Annotated in this window: 11 protein-coding genes; 1 reads left to right on the forward strand and 10 read right to left on the reverse strand. The window is 43.8% G+C overall.

The annotated features are described in order from the left end of the window. Position 1 precedes the first annotated feature (1 nt). The 10 genes from CXF88_RS16860 to CXF88_RS16905 form a co-directional block, all read right to left on the reverse strand. Positions 2-793 carry a tetratricopeptide repeat protein gene (locus CXF88_RS16860; protein ID WP_157822825.1) on the reverse strand — a complete coding sequence of 264 codons (792 nt, stop codon included), beginning with the start codon at positions 791-793 and terminating at the stop codon, positions 2-4. Further along, positions 780-3,863 carry a tetratricopeptide repeat protein gene (locus tag CXF88_RS16865; protein ID WP_101087751.1) on the reverse strand — a complete coding sequence of 1,028 codons (3,084 nt, stop codon included), beginning with the start codon at positions 3,861-3,863 and terminating at the stop codon, positions 780-782. Before CXF88_RS16865 ends, CXF88_RS16860 begins: the two co-directional genes overlap by 14 nt. After that, on the reverse strand, positions 3,863-5,980 hold the full coding sequence (locus CXF88_RS16870) for a hypothetical protein (RefSeq protein ID WP_157822827.1): 2,118 nt from the start codon (positions 5,978-5,980) through the stop codon (positions 3,863-3,865). Before CXF88_RS16870 ends, CXF88_RS16865 begins: the two co-directional genes overlap by 1 nt. Positions 5,981-6,097: 117 nt before the next feature. Beyond that, entirely contained in the window at positions 6,098-6,658 is a 561-nt protein-coding gene (locus CXF88_RS16875) for an AraC family transcriptional regulator (RefSeq protein WP_101087753.1), read from the reverse strand. A 54-nt stretch (positions 6,659-6,712) separates the two neighbouring features. Then, positions 6,713-7,867, reverse strand: a complete 1,155-nt coding sequence (locus CXF88_RS16880) for a DUF3570 domain-containing protein (protein WP_242445187.1) — start codon at positions 7,865-7,867, stop codon at positions 6,713-6,715. Next, entirely contained in the window at positions 7,854-8,114 is a 261-nt protein-coding gene (locus CXF88_RS16885; RefSeq protein ID WP_101087755.1) for a DUF4266 domain-containing protein, read from the reverse strand. The genes CXF88_RS16880 and CXF88_RS16885 overlap by 14 nt, the downstream gene beginning before the upstream one ends. Before the next feature lie 4 nt (positions 8,115-8,118). Continuing rightward, complete coding sequence (locus CXF88_RS16890; RefSeq protein WP_101087756.1) at positions 8,119-8,622, reverse strand: TlpA disulfide reductase family protein; 504 nt, start codon at positions 8,620-8,622, stop codon at positions 8,119-8,121. A 77-nt stretch (positions 8,623-8,699) separates the two neighbouring features. Further along, positions 8,700-9,362, reverse strand: a complete 663-nt coding sequence (locus CXF88_RS16895; RefSeq protein ID WP_242445188.1) for an outer membrane beta-barrel domain-containing protein — start codon at positions 9,360-9,362, stop codon at positions 8,700-8,702. Continuing rightward, positions 9,332-10,072 carry an outer membrane beta-barrel protein gene (locus CXF88_RS16900; protein ID WP_101087757.1) on the reverse strand — a complete coding sequence of 247 codons (741 nt, stop codon included), beginning with the start codon at positions 10,070-10,072 and terminating at the stop codon, positions 9,332-9,334. The genes CXF88_RS16895 and CXF88_RS16900 overlap by 31 nt, the downstream gene beginning before the upstream one ends. Positions 10,073-10,129: 57 nt before the next feature. Next, positions 10,130-12,787: a PD40 domain-containing protein gene (locus tag CXF88_RS16905; protein ID WP_101087758.1), complete on the reverse strand. Its 2,658-nt coding sequence runs from the start codon at positions 12,785-12,787 to the stop codon at positions 10,130-10,132. Between the two features lie 304 nt (positions 12,788-13,091). Between CXF88_RS16905 and CXF88_RS16910 the strand changes: the two genes are divergently transcribed. Then, a complete protein-coding gene (locus CXF88_RS16910; protein ID WP_101087759.1) occupies positions 13,092-14,360 on the forward strand; it encodes a hypothetical protein in 1,269 nt (422 codons plus the stop codon).

Raw genomic sequence — 14,360 nt, forward strand, 5'->3', positions numbered from 1 at the left:
CTTAGCCTGCTCCATTAGCATTGTCGGGTAATGTTAACCCTGCGCGTTGAATTTTTATTTCTACGCCAGCGAGCCAACGTTTGGCTTGTTCATCATTTGGCTGATTAGCCAAATACGCCAGGTAGTATTGGCGGGCTTGCAACAACTTACCGCGATATAACTCTAATAAAATCGCCAAATTTAATTGTGCTTGTGGGTATTGAGGCCACAGAGTTAGCGCCGTTAAATAACCTTGCTCAGCCTGAGCATACTGGCCTTGTACCCTTGCTATATTAGCTTTAATTTGGTGGGCATAAGGATTGCTGTTATTAACCGCAATCGCTTTTGCGAGCAGTGCATCGGCTTGATCTAATTGCTGCTGATTTATTGCTATGATGGCTTTATTGACATAGGCGCCCGACAATTGAGGCTCTGCAACAATCACTTTATCAAACAAACTATTCGCCGCTTGCCATTGCTGGTTTTTCATGTGGCTAATGGCTTGCTGATATTGACTCAATACCGATGTGGGCACATCGGCTAACCGCTGTGAGGCTTGTTCAAGATACATATTACGGTTATCCGTTGAGCCAGCACTGATACTGGTGCTGTTATTGACACTTTTTGTATTGAGGCTAACTAAGTCGACAATGTCTTTGTCCATGCCCTTTAGGCTTGGGTCCGTAGTAGTTTGCTTGTTGGCGTTAGTGCCACTAGGTGACGTACTACAACCGGGTAACAGCATAAGGCTTACTAGCGTGAATAGTGCCAGTTTCGGTGTCGATGAGGTAAATAATGACTTAATGGATAGCATCGATAACCTCATGCGTTAACTCTTGTTTTTGATAAAGGGCAGGGGACATTTGTGCCAAGCGTTCAAAGCTTTTTTCAATCCATTGATCAACAATATCATCCCATGCTCTTTGGGTATTGCTGATGTGAATTTCGATGGCTTTCTCTTCAAATGGATAAGCCAGCTCTTCGAGTAAAATCTCGTACTCTTCCAAGGCTAATTCATCTAAGTCGCCAGGGCGTTGTGAGCTCATCATGTCGGCTGCAAGTTGGCGATACATTTCAGCGAGGTTATATGTTGCATGAGGAACGTATTTGGCTAATTGAAAGTCGAGCACTTGTTGATAATAACCAATGGCTTTTTTCATCGTATCTTGTTTGCGCTTCAAGCTTTTTTGCAACGGTGCGTTGAGTTTAATTGCCGCAAAACTGCGTTGTTCAGCTTCACCCAAGGAAAATGCTGCGATAGAGGCAAGTTCAATTTGACGAGCTTGAATGGCATTCGCATCTTGCTGCAATTGTTTGCGATCAAAGCTTAGGATTTGTCTAAACCAGTAATATTGCTTATTAGCTTCACCGCTTTGGCGGTAAAACTCACTCATTTTAAAGCGAACCTCTTGTGCTACATCAAACGGTTGTGGGTAGGTTTTAGCATAAGTTCTAAAGGTGCTGAGTGCGCTACTGTTATCGCCTGCTTTTAAATAATACTCCGCCGCAGTGTATTGAGCTTCACGCTTTAATGCGCTGGGCTTTTCATTGGCGACAATGATCAAAAGCTGCTCGGCGGCTAAATCCCATTGGGCTAGTGCTTCATAGGATTGAGCTAATTTAGCTGGAATGACCGCGCTAAACTCATGGTGTGGATAACGTTGCTGAAACGGTTTTAATACGTCGACCGCTTCTTGCCAGCGTTTTTGTTCAAGCAATAAGTTTGCTGCATCGAGTTCGGCATTAACCGCATATTTTGATTCGGGAACCGCTTGAGCAACGCGTAATAACTGGCTTACGGCTAATTCTGGCTCGGTTTGTTTAACGGCTTGCGCTTGGAAATAAATGCTTGAAGCCAACAGGTTACGCATTTCTGACCACGAGTCAGTGCTCTTGTCTGTGTATTGCAGCGCTAAAATGTAACCCTCTTCAGCCTGTGCGTATTGCTCTTGCTGATACAAGCTATTGGCATAAAGCTGGCTAACAAACTGCACTTGCTTACGGGCAGAGTCTGACAACGGCGTAGCGGTTTGCACTGAGCTTGCCGCATTATTGATCGTGTGAATGCCGTGGGCTTGTAATACAAAATCAGTAAAGTATTTAAGGTCGGTGTAGTTTTTAGCATCAAACGAATATTGGGCGGCGTTACTGGCGAGCTGTAAGGCACGCTCGTCAGATGGATACTGATTGATAAAGTCTTTATCTAGCTGATTACGTTGTGAAATGAGTTTATTGTAATCATCAGTATTACTTTGACCACTTTGACCACTTTGACCACTTTGTTTTTGTTGGTTGTGACCTTGTTGGCTTTGATCATGTTGCGAAATGATTTCGCGTATGGTGACGGTTGTTGCGTAAGCCGATTGCTGTTGTATCTTACGCAAGGCTGCCGACGTTGCTGTGGTGTCATAGGCAATGGCGTAATAACTGGCAAGTGCTTGCTGATATTGTTTGGCTTCAAAATTGGCGTCAGCAAACAAGTACTCGTCATTAAGAATATCTTTAGTGAGTAACGTGCTGGCTTGAGGTAATTTGGCCAATTGTAAATAGGTGTTTAATGCGCTGGCAGCCTGTGCGAAAGCGCTAACTCGTTGTGCGCCTTGTTGAGTTTGCGCATCGGCGTACAAACGGCGGCTATGCTCGTCACTAAAGCTAAGCAGTTGTGGTAATAACTCTGCTTGCTGCGCTGTGCTGGCATTGACCCAAAAAGTGCTGCTAAGACCATATTGATTAACATAGTCATTTTTCAGCTGATGCATGGCGGCAAACTTGCCTTGACGCTGATAAAGGTCGAGCAAATTTAGCGAATAGCGAGCTGCCCAGATATTATCTGGCGCCAAATCGATGTATGCCTGATAAGTTAGTTCTGCATCGTAGTCGAGTTTTTTGTCGAGTAAAAATTGGGCCAAATTGGCAAATAATACATGCTGATATAAGTTGATATTCGGCAAGGATTGATTCGCGTTAACTAAGGAAACTAACGACTGAGATTGCAGTTGTTGGCTTAAAGAAATGCTCAATACTCTTTGGGTATCAATCGCCAAATTTTGCGCGCGGCTGCCGAGCTTTTCAAAAGCAAAGTTGTCGGAGGTTAAGTTTGCAATATCACGATTACTTTGCTGGCCGGCCACTAAGGCTTCAAACACTTGCAAGAATGCTTTGTCGGCATTGGCAAGTCGATTGAGTTTAAATTCGGACCAGCCGAGCATATATAAACTGTTCAGTTGGTATTTTTGATTATCATTAGCGGTTAATACTTGCTGATATGCTGTAATGGCTGCAGAGTAATTCTGTAAGTTGTAATAGATTTCACCGCGTCTAAAGTTAAGCTCGGCAAGATACATTGTCTGCGGATAGTGTCGCAGTAATGATTCAACTTCAGCCAAACTCGCATCCAATTTACCCTGTAAATCGAGCGCTTTAGCTAATTGATATTGTATGTGTTCGTTTTCAGGTCGTTGCGGATAACGCTGCAATAATTGTTGATATTCGTTAACTAATTTTTGCAGTGCCGCATCGTTTTGAGTCAACTGAGCTAGCACTTGACTGTCTGGTTGCGACTCATCATCCAGATCTGTATAAGACTGGGCTTCAAATGATTCGGTATTGATTTGCGCTAAGCGATATTCAACGTGCGTCCGGATTTCAGGATCGGGTTCAAGTGTCAGCAATTGCTGATAAATATTAGCCAACTTGGCACTGCGTTGAGTTTGGCTCATTTCAACACTCGCTACCGTTTCGCTGCTGCGTTTGTTGGCCAAATCGCCTAAGCTAGTGCGTTTAGCTTGTTGAGCATAATCAGCCTGCCCACTGCTAAAGCACCCCGATAATGCAATACCACTGATTAAGATTAATGCGCCTGATAAATAAGCCGATACTGACATTAGCGCGCTCCTTGTGCAGCTGACTCAACTACAGTGGAATCACTTTCAGTCGATTTGTTTACCGCCGATTCGTTTGCTGAGAAGGGATTGATTGGCGCAGTGTCTGCTTGTGACATTTGTTCTAATACATTGGCCATTTGGTGGCGAGTGGTGAGCAGTAGTTGCTGTAACGTATATTGTTGTTGCTGGGTAAAAATGCTCATTTTGCCACGAATATCTCGGTCGGTTTTGTCACGCAGTCCGGTAATATTAACGTTCGTGCTGTTAATGTCGGTTTGGGTTTGTTGTTGACGTAACTCAAAGTCAGATAACAAGCGGGTGTTACTCGACAATGCACTAAATCGATTAGCTTGTCGTTCAAGCTGTTCAAGTTGTGTTGTTAATTGCTTCAGGCTTTTTTTATGCTGCCAAAGTCGTTGTGGCAATGTTTGCTGTAATTGCCACTGCAACACCCCTTTAACCCTATCAAGTCGTTGTTGTTCGTCGTCGATATTACGTTGAGTCGCCAATGTAGTTAACCTGGCTTGGCTGGCATCAATACGGTCTATCCATTGTTGCTGACTTGGGTCGGCAAACACTTGGGCATTTTGTTCAGCTTCTGCTTGATCAATAATCTTGGCAATACGTTGTTTTTGCTCTGTGAGAGCGTTAATCATCTCTGTGTAGGCGAGCTGTTTTTGTTGTTCAATGACGCGGGCTTGGCGCTGGGTGTTGAGGGCTAAAGTGTCCTTTAACCATTGACTGTTAATCTGTTGTTTTTGCACATTGTCGCTAAGTAAATCAAGGCTTAATAAGGTGTGATAATCGGTCGCTAATTGCGGGTCATTTAAGGCTTTTTTTAGCCAAGGCGAATCAGTGCTAAAACGCTCGGTAAGGATAAGCTCTAACGCGTCAGACTTGGTTGCCAAGGAAGGTGTTTGTTGATCAAGCGTCTTACTGGCAAAGTCGGTGACATTGCTAATGGTGCTAACTGTTTCTGCAAACCCTTTTATCTCGACAATTTTTTGTAAATACAGTTGTTCAGCTTGCTGATACAAGGTTAATCCTTGTGCTAAAGATTGCTGCTCACTGACTTGTTTTGCAGTTAACAACGCGGCTTGCCAGGCTAAATTTGAGTAGGGGTATTGCTGCTGCAATAGCGATAGCAACTTAAACGACATGTCATAGTGCTGTTGTTGCTGGGCCGAGTAGGCAAATAAAAACAAAGCGGATTCAGCATAAGGACTTTGCTCAGGAAAATCGCTCAGTTCGTTATAGGCTAAATCGTATTGTTTATTGGCAACATACAACTGTGCCAACAGTAACTTTGCATAATCATTGATGGCCTGTTGTTGCAACAAGGCGTCTTTAACTTCTGGCAATAACTCATCGTTATCGTCAAAAATATTGGGTTCAGCAAAAGGGTTAAACACTTGCTGCCAAAAATTAATCTTGGGTGGCTGCCATTGTTGGCTTTTAAGCTCAATTAATATAGGTTGTGCTGCACTGTATTGCTGTTGCTCCATGTGCAACAACGCCTGGTTTAAGGCGATGTAAGCGACAGATGAACTCGCTGGTGGCTGCTCATCTTCTGATGTTGATTGCTGTACTTGGGCGGTTAATGGCGGCGTATCTGGCCAATAAGCTAATTGGTTTAATACATGATATTGCTCGACATAATCGGGCAGTAATGTGGTAATTCTGCCTAGTGTGAGTTTGGCTGTATCAATGTTGCCGTGTTCAATTTGCTGTTCGCTGAGCTGCAACAAAGCGATTAATAATAATTCGGTTGGCGATGTGGCTGACTTCGTTTTGCTGCTATTGGTATTAGTACTGTTATTCGCTGTGGTTTGGGTCGAAGTATTTGCTTGTTGTTGTTCAAATTGTGCCAAGGTTTGGGTGGCTTGCTCGTGCAAGCCAATCGACACTTGTAGTCCGGCTTCGAACAATTGGCTGCGATCAGAATATATGCCTTTGCGCTGGCGGTTGAGGCTGATTTGCCTTAATGCCGCGCCATAATCACCGGCAAAATAAAAGTACAATGATTGGCGGTAAAACTTATCTTCTAAGTCTGTTTTAGCTGCCGTTGCCTCCACTGAGTCCTTTACAGCGTTTTCTGCCGCTTGAAGATCAGTCATGTGCAAGAGTGCCAAGCAACTGCAAAGCATAGCGGCACGGCCCAAACCTTGTGTTAGTCGGTTACCGATGTGAGCTAGCATAAGGCTAAATGATTGAGTGTTAACGGCCATTGTTGTTTACAATACCCACTGTTCGACTTTGATATCAGCCCGATAGCTTGATTCACTGTCTTCGACTTTGAGTTCTATCATTACTGTTTCATCGGTTTTATCAAAATTATGGCTAATGGCCCGTTGCACTGTACGACCTTCGGCATCATTGCCAGTAAATATTGCGGTTAGCAGGTGAGGGCCCATTTTAAGATTACCCAGGTAAATACGCTGAATTCCACCTTGTTCTAATGCTTTGCGTTGACGTTCGGTATATAAAAAACCGCTAACATTATTGTCGTCAATTTTTAACTCAACACTGTCGAGTTTGAGAAATCGGCCCACATCAACCGACACAAAAACCGCGATTTGGGTGCTGGCAGGAAACAATAAATCTTCTTCTAAAATAAATAGATCGCGATTGAGTTTTAGTACTTGGCTTTTAATATCTTCAAGCTCGCTGGCTAATGCACCATTGCCTTGTTTGGTATCTTCAGCTTGGGCTGGTAATGCAAATAAACCAGCAATCAGTAACGTTGCTGCGAATAACCGCGTTAAAAAAGCACCCCATTTACGGTCGGTAGTCATAGTTATGGCCTTGGCAATTACGTTGTTAAAAGTATCAATATTTAGGGCGATCAATTAAAAATACACGCTGACAAAAGCGCGGATGACATTGGCAGAGAACCCATAAAACGGTTCGTTGCCCACTCCGCCATCTGCGGTAGGGTCTCTAAAGTTATTGTATTGAAAGTCAATATAATCCCATTGCAGCGATGCTTCTGAACGCGTGTCGCCAAACGATACCGAGGCGGGTAATTGATAGGTAATGCCTATCCCGTAAGTGATGTCGCTAAAGTCACTGAGTTCTTTGTCGCGTGCAAGGTAGTTTTGCGCGTCGCGATAAGGAAACAAGTCACTGTAAAATTCAGCTTGAGTTTGCTGGTAATAACGCACTTTAAATTCTAATTCGATACTGTCGCCTAGTGGATGTCGATATCCAAGCTCTACATCACTGGCGGTGATTTCCCAGCTGTCGTTAAAGTGGCGGTAATGAAAAAACAAGGCTGCGCGATAAGGTAAAAAGTAACTGGCCGAGAACTTTGCTGCAAACGAGTTGCGGGTTTCTGGGTACACTTCTGCCTGATAAGCCACACCAGATGGAACGCTGTTATCTATGTATCTCACTGTGCGGTATGGGTTATTTAAATAACCGCTGTCTGCTATAGCTTCAACGTTAAAGCTTGCGGTAAGGTTGCGGGTTAACACTTGATTGATGCCAGCGCGAATCCGATATTGCTCGCTTTGCTCTTCAAACTGGTCGTCACCATTACGGCGAATCTCATTATCGCCATAAGACAAACCCAGATTTAAATTGGTTAAATCGCCAAAGGTGTCTTGTGACACATTGATGCTAAATGATTGGGCTAAATAATCGTCTTCATCACTTTGACGCAGGTTAAACGACATCAAGGTTTTGTCATGCAGGTATTCAACCCCAAATTGTCCTTCGTTACGCTTTTCTGTGTACGCACTGGCAGTGCTGATAACGTCCACAGATGCGGATGAAATACTGTCTAAATAATAATATGCGGTAAATGCGACCGATTCAGAGGTCTTTTTTCTGAGTAACACTGACGGACCATCAATGGTCATGCCGCCGCCTTCGTAGCTGTGATACAACACGTCAGCGCGATCAGGATCGAGCACTGCAGCTTGGGCAGACAAGCACGTCATACTGACAAGTAATGCCGTGAATAGCTTAATGCTTTTATTGAGCAAATTAGTTACAGCCACAACCACCACCTCCGGTTCCTTCAGCGCCACGGGCCGATTCACGACCTTCAAGTACGTGAGCCATATGCATGCTGGCACTTGGATGGCGATTTAAGCGCATGATGGGGTCGGCTAAATTTTGACGCTCGTAAGGTTTAACCCAAGGCTCAATGCCCATACTCGTGCAGCCACTTAAACTAATTAAGCTTAATAGCGCAATGCAATTAAGCGATAAAGCAGTGATACGAGGAGATAAGGTTTTTTTCATCAATTTACTCCCTAATCAGCTGTTTAATAGCAGCAGCATACTTTTTATCAAAGCCGTCTTTATAGCCTTGAAATACAAAGCGCACATTACCATCGCGATCAATAATCACTGTGGTTGGCATGGCTTCAACTTGATAGGTCTTAGACAAAGAATTGGTTTGGTCGAAAAATATTGGGAAACGTAAATCAAGATCGGCTAGAAAGTCTTTGCCTGCTTGGTTTTCTTGTTCAACATTAATGCCCCAGACTTGAACGCCGAGGTCTTGATACTTGTCTTGTAATTTTTGCAAAATCGGCATTTCTTTACGGCATGGTCCACACCAAGATGCCCAAAAGTTGATCAAGATAATCTCGCCACGTTGCTCGGCTAAATTGAGGTTAGTCCCTTGCTGGTTTTTTAAGGTGAAGTCGGGTGCAGCTTGGCCAAGCGTGAGCGCCTGTACCTGCATCGACAACAATATTGCACCTAATGCAATAAGACATTTACCACTAAATCGACTGAACAACATTGTATTTCCTTATTGGTTTTTCACTTTTGCTACTCGAATATTCTATGGTCTCTTTTAACGACCACTATCGAGGTGGATTAAAAATAGAACGACACACCCGTAGCAAAATTCAGATTATGGGTTGTTTTAGACGCGCCAGTAACCTCGGTATTAAACAGGTAATCACTCATGCTTAAATCCCATGCTATCCAGTCGGTTAAAAATACCCGGTAGTTTGCTGTGAGGTTGACGGTAAATTGCTCGTCACCGGCAAACTCGGTACTGCCGCCACCTAATTCAATCGAAAAGACACTGTTAAACACCGTGTCTTTGCTGAAAAAGATCTCACCAGGCAGCAAGTTATAACCAATGTTTAAGCCGTAATAAGTTAACTCGCGCTCATCGTCAGTTAACAAAGGGGCTGCATTAGACAGTTTTTCAAAACTGGTTTCACCTGCTTTGGCTTGAGCATAGCGAGCTTTGACATAAAAGTGCTCGCTGATGTGGTAACCCACATGGGCACTTATCCAAGGATTTGATTCAAAATCCTCAATCGACAAAATACCGCCTTGAATACCCACTTCAAAGTTTTCAGTATCAATCACATCATCAAGCACCGTTCGACGTTCTAAATCGGCTTTGACTGTGGTTGGAACATCGTCTGCTGCAAATGCTGCTGAGCTTGGTATTAATGCGGTCAGCGCTAAAGTACTAGCAGTGAACAAAGGCATTAAAAAAATACGCTGAATCCTATTTTCCATGTTTGGATCTCTTCATTTTCATCTCGGTCGGTTAAGGCTAACGAGAGTTTATATTCGGCTCGTAATAAAAAATTACGTGCAAGGTGATATTTAATCCCAACCGCAGCACTCATTAAGGTGCTGCGACGCGATTCGGTGTCGGCTAACACACTATGGGGTTCGGTATTAATGATCCCCGCGCCAACGCCAATGTAAGGCACTACGATTAAGTCGGGTAGAGGTTGGCTAAACAGCATGACTTCAAATACATCACTGTCTGAAATACTCCCCAGTGCTTTACCTGCTGATATTTCAGCGCTAAATACTGGGGTAAATGCATAGCCCGCATAAATATTGTAGAAGTTGGCACCTTCTAAATCGCCGTACATTACACCGGCTTCAATTTGGCGATTGATGACGTCTTGATCTGTTATCAAGTTAGCATTTATAGCTTGGCCATCTTGGGATAAACCCTTTAGGTTATCTTCATGAAACCAGCCTTCAATGCCGCGTTTGTTTAGTACTTTTAACCAAGACGTTCGCTTAAGCAACACCGTTACCATTTCGTTTTGCTCGATAACTGAAACCACTGGATAGCCATCACTTGGTCCTGAATGCAGCTCAATAAAGGGCACATCGATCCGCAAACTTGGGTTATCGTCGGCCTGTAATACGGGGCTTAAACACAGTATTGTCAGTAGCAAAAAGGTGTTTCGTAAATATGTTTGCATAATTCCCTATCGCAAAGTCATGAAGCAAACCTATGGTTTTGCTTGTGGCATGCTTTGTTAGTCCTGTGAGTAAAATGGCGTGTTGTAATATTGCGCGCCAATGTCTAACCATTCGTTAAGTAATTTGAGCTCATCGGCCGACAGCATATTTTGATGGGTGGTGTTATTCATCACCTCAAAAAATGTGTTACTTGAACGCGCGCCATTAGTCGATAAAATTGCCGGCACATTGACTGTGGTTAACACCGGGATAGGGTTACCGTCTGCGTCAAGAATAAGCTCACCATTACTGTCTACTTGATAAACTACGTTGCCATCGGCATCAAGCACTTCAACTAATTTGTCGATTAAAATACCATCGACTTCTTCTTGCTCAACATCGTTAAAAAACAGTTCACGGTATGAGGTTAAGTGTGCAGCTTGATCGCTCGAAGGTGAATTGATTAACGACAACTGTCCCGCAGGCACTTGCGCCGCGCCATCGGCATCGACGATATTATGGCAATTGGTACAAGTGTTATCGGCAACGATTATTTGAGTTGTTGCGTCTATAACGGGTCGAGCTAAGTCCCACAGCGGTTGAATATGTTCAACATAATTGATTTGAATGCGGCAATAGGGCGTCCAATTGTCAAAGCATTCGCTGCCATTAGGCGCCGGTGTGGCCAAATTACTGTAACTGTATTCAACATTTGGATTAACGGCAGACAATACTGGGTTAGTCCAAATATCTTGATATTTAATACTGTCGCTAAGCTCGGCAAGGCCATTGACCATTTCATTGGCTTCGGCCATGGTTTGTCCTTGCGCAGGAATGATATTGCTTGTGGCATTAGGGTAGGCAGAACCACCCGCGGCTCCGGTATTAATGCTAGCGGCCTGGGCGTCGAGTCGGCCATGAGGCAGTTGACTGTTAGCAGTATGACAGCCGGTGCATTCTAGGGTTTCACCCGGCGTTAACGTGATCCATTGATTGTGGCGTCCGCCAATACGCTGACCATTGATATCTAACACACTGATGGCCAATGGGACATTAGCAGGCACTTTTATTTTGACTGAACCATCGGGTTGAATTGGGCTATAACCGACAATTTCGCGCATGAGTTGGTTATTACTGCGGCCAAAATCGGTATTGGCAATGTCTCTAACATCGTCGGGTGGCATGGGAACACCACGCACAATCCGTAAAAAGCGAGCCGGTAAGTTGGCTGCGGGTGTTTGCGATGGGTCACTTAAACGGCTAATACCACCTACGTTGGCAGTGGTGTCGATACCATCAAAGTCATATACGCTGCGAATGTGGATAGAACCAGCCAATTCTTGACTTAGCTGTGAATCAAGTTCGTTGCCGACGACCTTGTCCGCGATAAAGGTTTTTGGTTGTGCGCTAGGTTGCATCACCACCGATTCGGTTAGCACCGTCCCTTGAGCTGTTGTGGCCACCAATTGTTGGGTGTTGTTGGCATTGTTGAGTAGCCATAGCTCGTATAAGGGATCGGCTTGAATCAGATTATCGTCAGCGAGTTGCTCCGCGGTGAGTTGACCGCAGGCGCGGACGATGTCATTTACAACAACACGACACAAATCCCAACTCATTAAAAAGCGCTGGCTGTTATCGGGTAGTGGGTATAAATGATTGATTCTACCTGTTTCTGATAATGCGGCAGAAAATGAGACGTTAAATTCTGATAACGTGGCGTCTGTAATCGCTTCGCCTTGCGCGCCAGAATTGGCAGTGGCTTGCTGGGCATCAATGTAGTCGTCAATATTAATCAGCACCGGACGTTTTTGAATCTTGGTGTCGTCCTGTGATGAAAGCAACATCAATATTTCGCCGCTAGCTAATTGTTGTGGCTTGATAAAATCAATCGATTCGGTTTGGCCGTCAAGGGTCAATTGATGCGAATGCCAGCCAAATACTAATTCGTTTTCTGTTCCGTCTGGATTCATACGGTACAGGTTAATTCCGTGGTCGCCGCCCATTCGATCCCAGCGGCTGTATAAAATCTTTCCGCTTTGCAGAACCAATGGGTAAAAGTCATGGCTTAAGTTAAAGGTTAACTGCTTAATGGCGCTGCCGTCTGGGTCCATTACATGGATGTTAAAGGTTTCATTAGCACGGCTTTCATCTAATGCTGTGTATTGTGGTTTACCTTCATCAAGCAAAATTGCCCGAGATAAACGCTGCCTGCTTGAGGCAAATATAATTCTGCCATCGGGCAAAAACGCCGGCATTAAATCATCGCCTTGCTCTGCCGTTATGTCACTGCTGATGATTCGTTCTAAGATTTGGCTTGCTACCGTATAACGCCAGATGTTCCATTTAGGTTGTTCATCGTCGTCAACACCGTCGATTTCAGGTGCGCGAATGGTCATAAGCAGTTGTTGACCATCATCTGACACCGACAAATCGCGAATATCAATAAGCTGATCAGTGCCAAACAATGTTGTCGTTAAATTGGTTGCTGGAGAGTCTGCAAATGCATTTCTTTTAATTAGCAGTTGCGCGCCAGGATTAAAATGGCCTGGATTAAGATCTTCAAATTGTGCAGGATTTTGATCGACCGCAGTTAAATTACGCTCAATATAAGCCACAGGATATTCAACAAGAACGGGATCAGGCTGTTGATCTTTAATTGCTGTTTCGGTGTTACATCCCAATAACAATGTAATTACCGTAAACATCATAATGTTATAGCCCAAAGTCGGCCTCATTTGTTTTCCTTAACGATTTATTATTTTTGTGAGTATCATAGCAAAACCCTATTGCGGCTGACATTATTGCTTTCTAGGCCCAGTGTTTCAACATTTTTTATTAAATATTTGAATACTTTATTTTGACACGGCAAGACGCTTTTTTGGCGCCAAGTTATTGGCTGCAAGTGTCAAAAAAATTAACAAAATAAAAACTTTTAATGTGAGCCGTTGAATGATTTAATCAGCACCATTCGATTTTTATCATGTCCAAATATCAATTTCAGTTCAATACCAGGCAGTCAAGTGCTAACAAGGAGACAGTATGAAGCAACGACTTCGTACGGTAAAAAGCTTCAGCTTATTATCTTATTATGGAAAAACGATGCATTTTAAGCCGTTTATGAGTGTATTAGCACTTGGTGTATTGAGCCTTTTGTCGGCCAATGTGGTTGCTGCCAGCTTAGAGCAAGCAAAACAATTGCATGACCGCATAGCTGGGGTTCCAGCTTCCGAAACCACATTGCAAAATATGGCAGCATTACTTGATGACGGCAAACCCATCGAAGCGGCATACCTCGCAATGGAAACACCGGCATTTTATTCTACGACGTTGAAATTATTCGCCACACCGTGGACCAATATTGATCAAGACATTTTTGCGCCGTTAAATGACTATTCAGCCACTGTGATTGGTGCGGTTAGAGACGATGTTGATTTTAGAGATATTCTGCAAGCCGACATGGTATATGTGGGTAAGAATAGTTTAAATTTACCCGGCTACAATCGCAACAATAATGACCATTATCAGGCATTAGAAGACCAATTTATTGATTTAAAAGATGGTTTAGAGCGCACCACTCAATCGAGTGTGAATGGATTACCTGCTGATGCAACGGCAGGGGTATTAACTAGCCGCGCCGCTGCGAAAGAGTTTTTCTATTTAGGCACTAACCGCGCGATGTTTCGTTTTACCTTAATGAATCATTTGTGTACCGATTTAGAGCCATTAAAAGACAACACCCGCCCAACCGATCGTATTCGACAAGATGTGAGCCGCAGCCCTGGTGGAGACAGCCGTTTATTTATCAATAACTGCTCAAGTTGTCACAGTGGTATGGATCCACTGGCGCAAGCGTTTGCTTTTTATGAATATGAGTTTAACCGTGACCAAGACCCAACGGGTGAAGCTGGAGCAATAGCTTACAACACCAGCGGTCAAACCGACCCCGCCACCGGCACACGAGTGCAAGGTAAGTATCATATCAATTCAACCAGTTTTCCTTTTGGCTATGCCACACCAAACGATAGATGGAACAATTACTGGCGCGAAGGCCCTAATCAAAAATTGGGTTGGGATAACAGTTTGTCTGGTCAAGGTAGTGGGGCTAAATCCTTAGGCCAAGAGCTGGCAAACAGTAATGCCTTCGCCCAATGCCAAGTTAAAAAGGTGTTTAAAACTGTGTGTTTACGAGACGCAGAAAGCCAAGCTGATATTGCACAAATTAGTGCTACTACGGCTTCTTTTAAACAGCACTCTTACCAACTTAAGCGCGTTTTTGCTGAAGTTGGCAACTACTGTATGGGAGAATAA

It is taken from the genome of Shewanella sp. ALD9 (assembly GCF_002836315.1).
GTDB lineage: Bacteria > Pseudomonadota > Gammaproteobacteria > Enterobacterales > Shewanellaceae > Shewanella.

Excerpts from the sequence above, each read along its gene's own strand:
- CXF88_RS16890 (WP_101087756.1), bottom strand. The coding sequence starts at position 8,622 with ATGTTGTTCAGTCGATTTAGTGGTAAATGTCTTATTGCATTAGGTGCA.
- CXF88_RS16905 (WP_101087758.1), bottom strand. The coding sequence starts at position 12,787 with ATGAGGCCGACTTTGGGCTATAACATTATGATGTTTACGGTAATTACA.
- CXF88_RS16875 (WP_101087753.1), bottom strand. The coding sequence starts at position 6,658 with ATGACTACCGACCGTAAATGGGGTGCTTTTTTAACGCGGTTATTCGCA.
- CXF88_RS16860 (WP_157822825.1), bottom strand. The coding sequence starts at position 793 with ATGCTATCCATTAAGTCATTATTTACCTCATCGACACCGAAACTGGCA.
- CXF88_RS16900 (WP_101087757.1), bottom strand. The coding sequence starts at position 10,072 with ATGCAAACATATTTACGAAACACCTTTTTGCTACTGACAATACTGTGT.
- CXF88_RS16910 (WP_101087759.1), top strand. The coding sequence starts at position 13,092 with ATGAAGCAACGACTTCGTACGGTAAAAAGCTTCAGCTTATTATCTTAT.
- CXF88_RS16895 (WP_242445188.1), bottom strand. The coding sequence starts at position 9,362 with ATGGAAAATAGGATTCAGCGTATTTTTTTAATGCCTTTGTTCACTGCT.
- CXF88_RS16885 (WP_101087755.1), bottom strand. The coding sequence starts at position 8,114 with ATGAAAAAAACCTTATCTCCTCGTATCACTGCTTTATCGCTTAATTGC.
- CXF88_RS16870 (WP_157822827.1), bottom strand. The coding sequence starts at position 5,980 with ATGACTGATCTTCAAGCGGCAGAAAACGCTGTAAAGGACTCAGTGGAG.
- CXF88_RS16865 (WP_101087751.1), bottom strand. The coding sequence starts at position 3,863 with ATGTCAGTATCGGCTTATTTATCAGGCGCATTAATCTTAATCAGTGGT.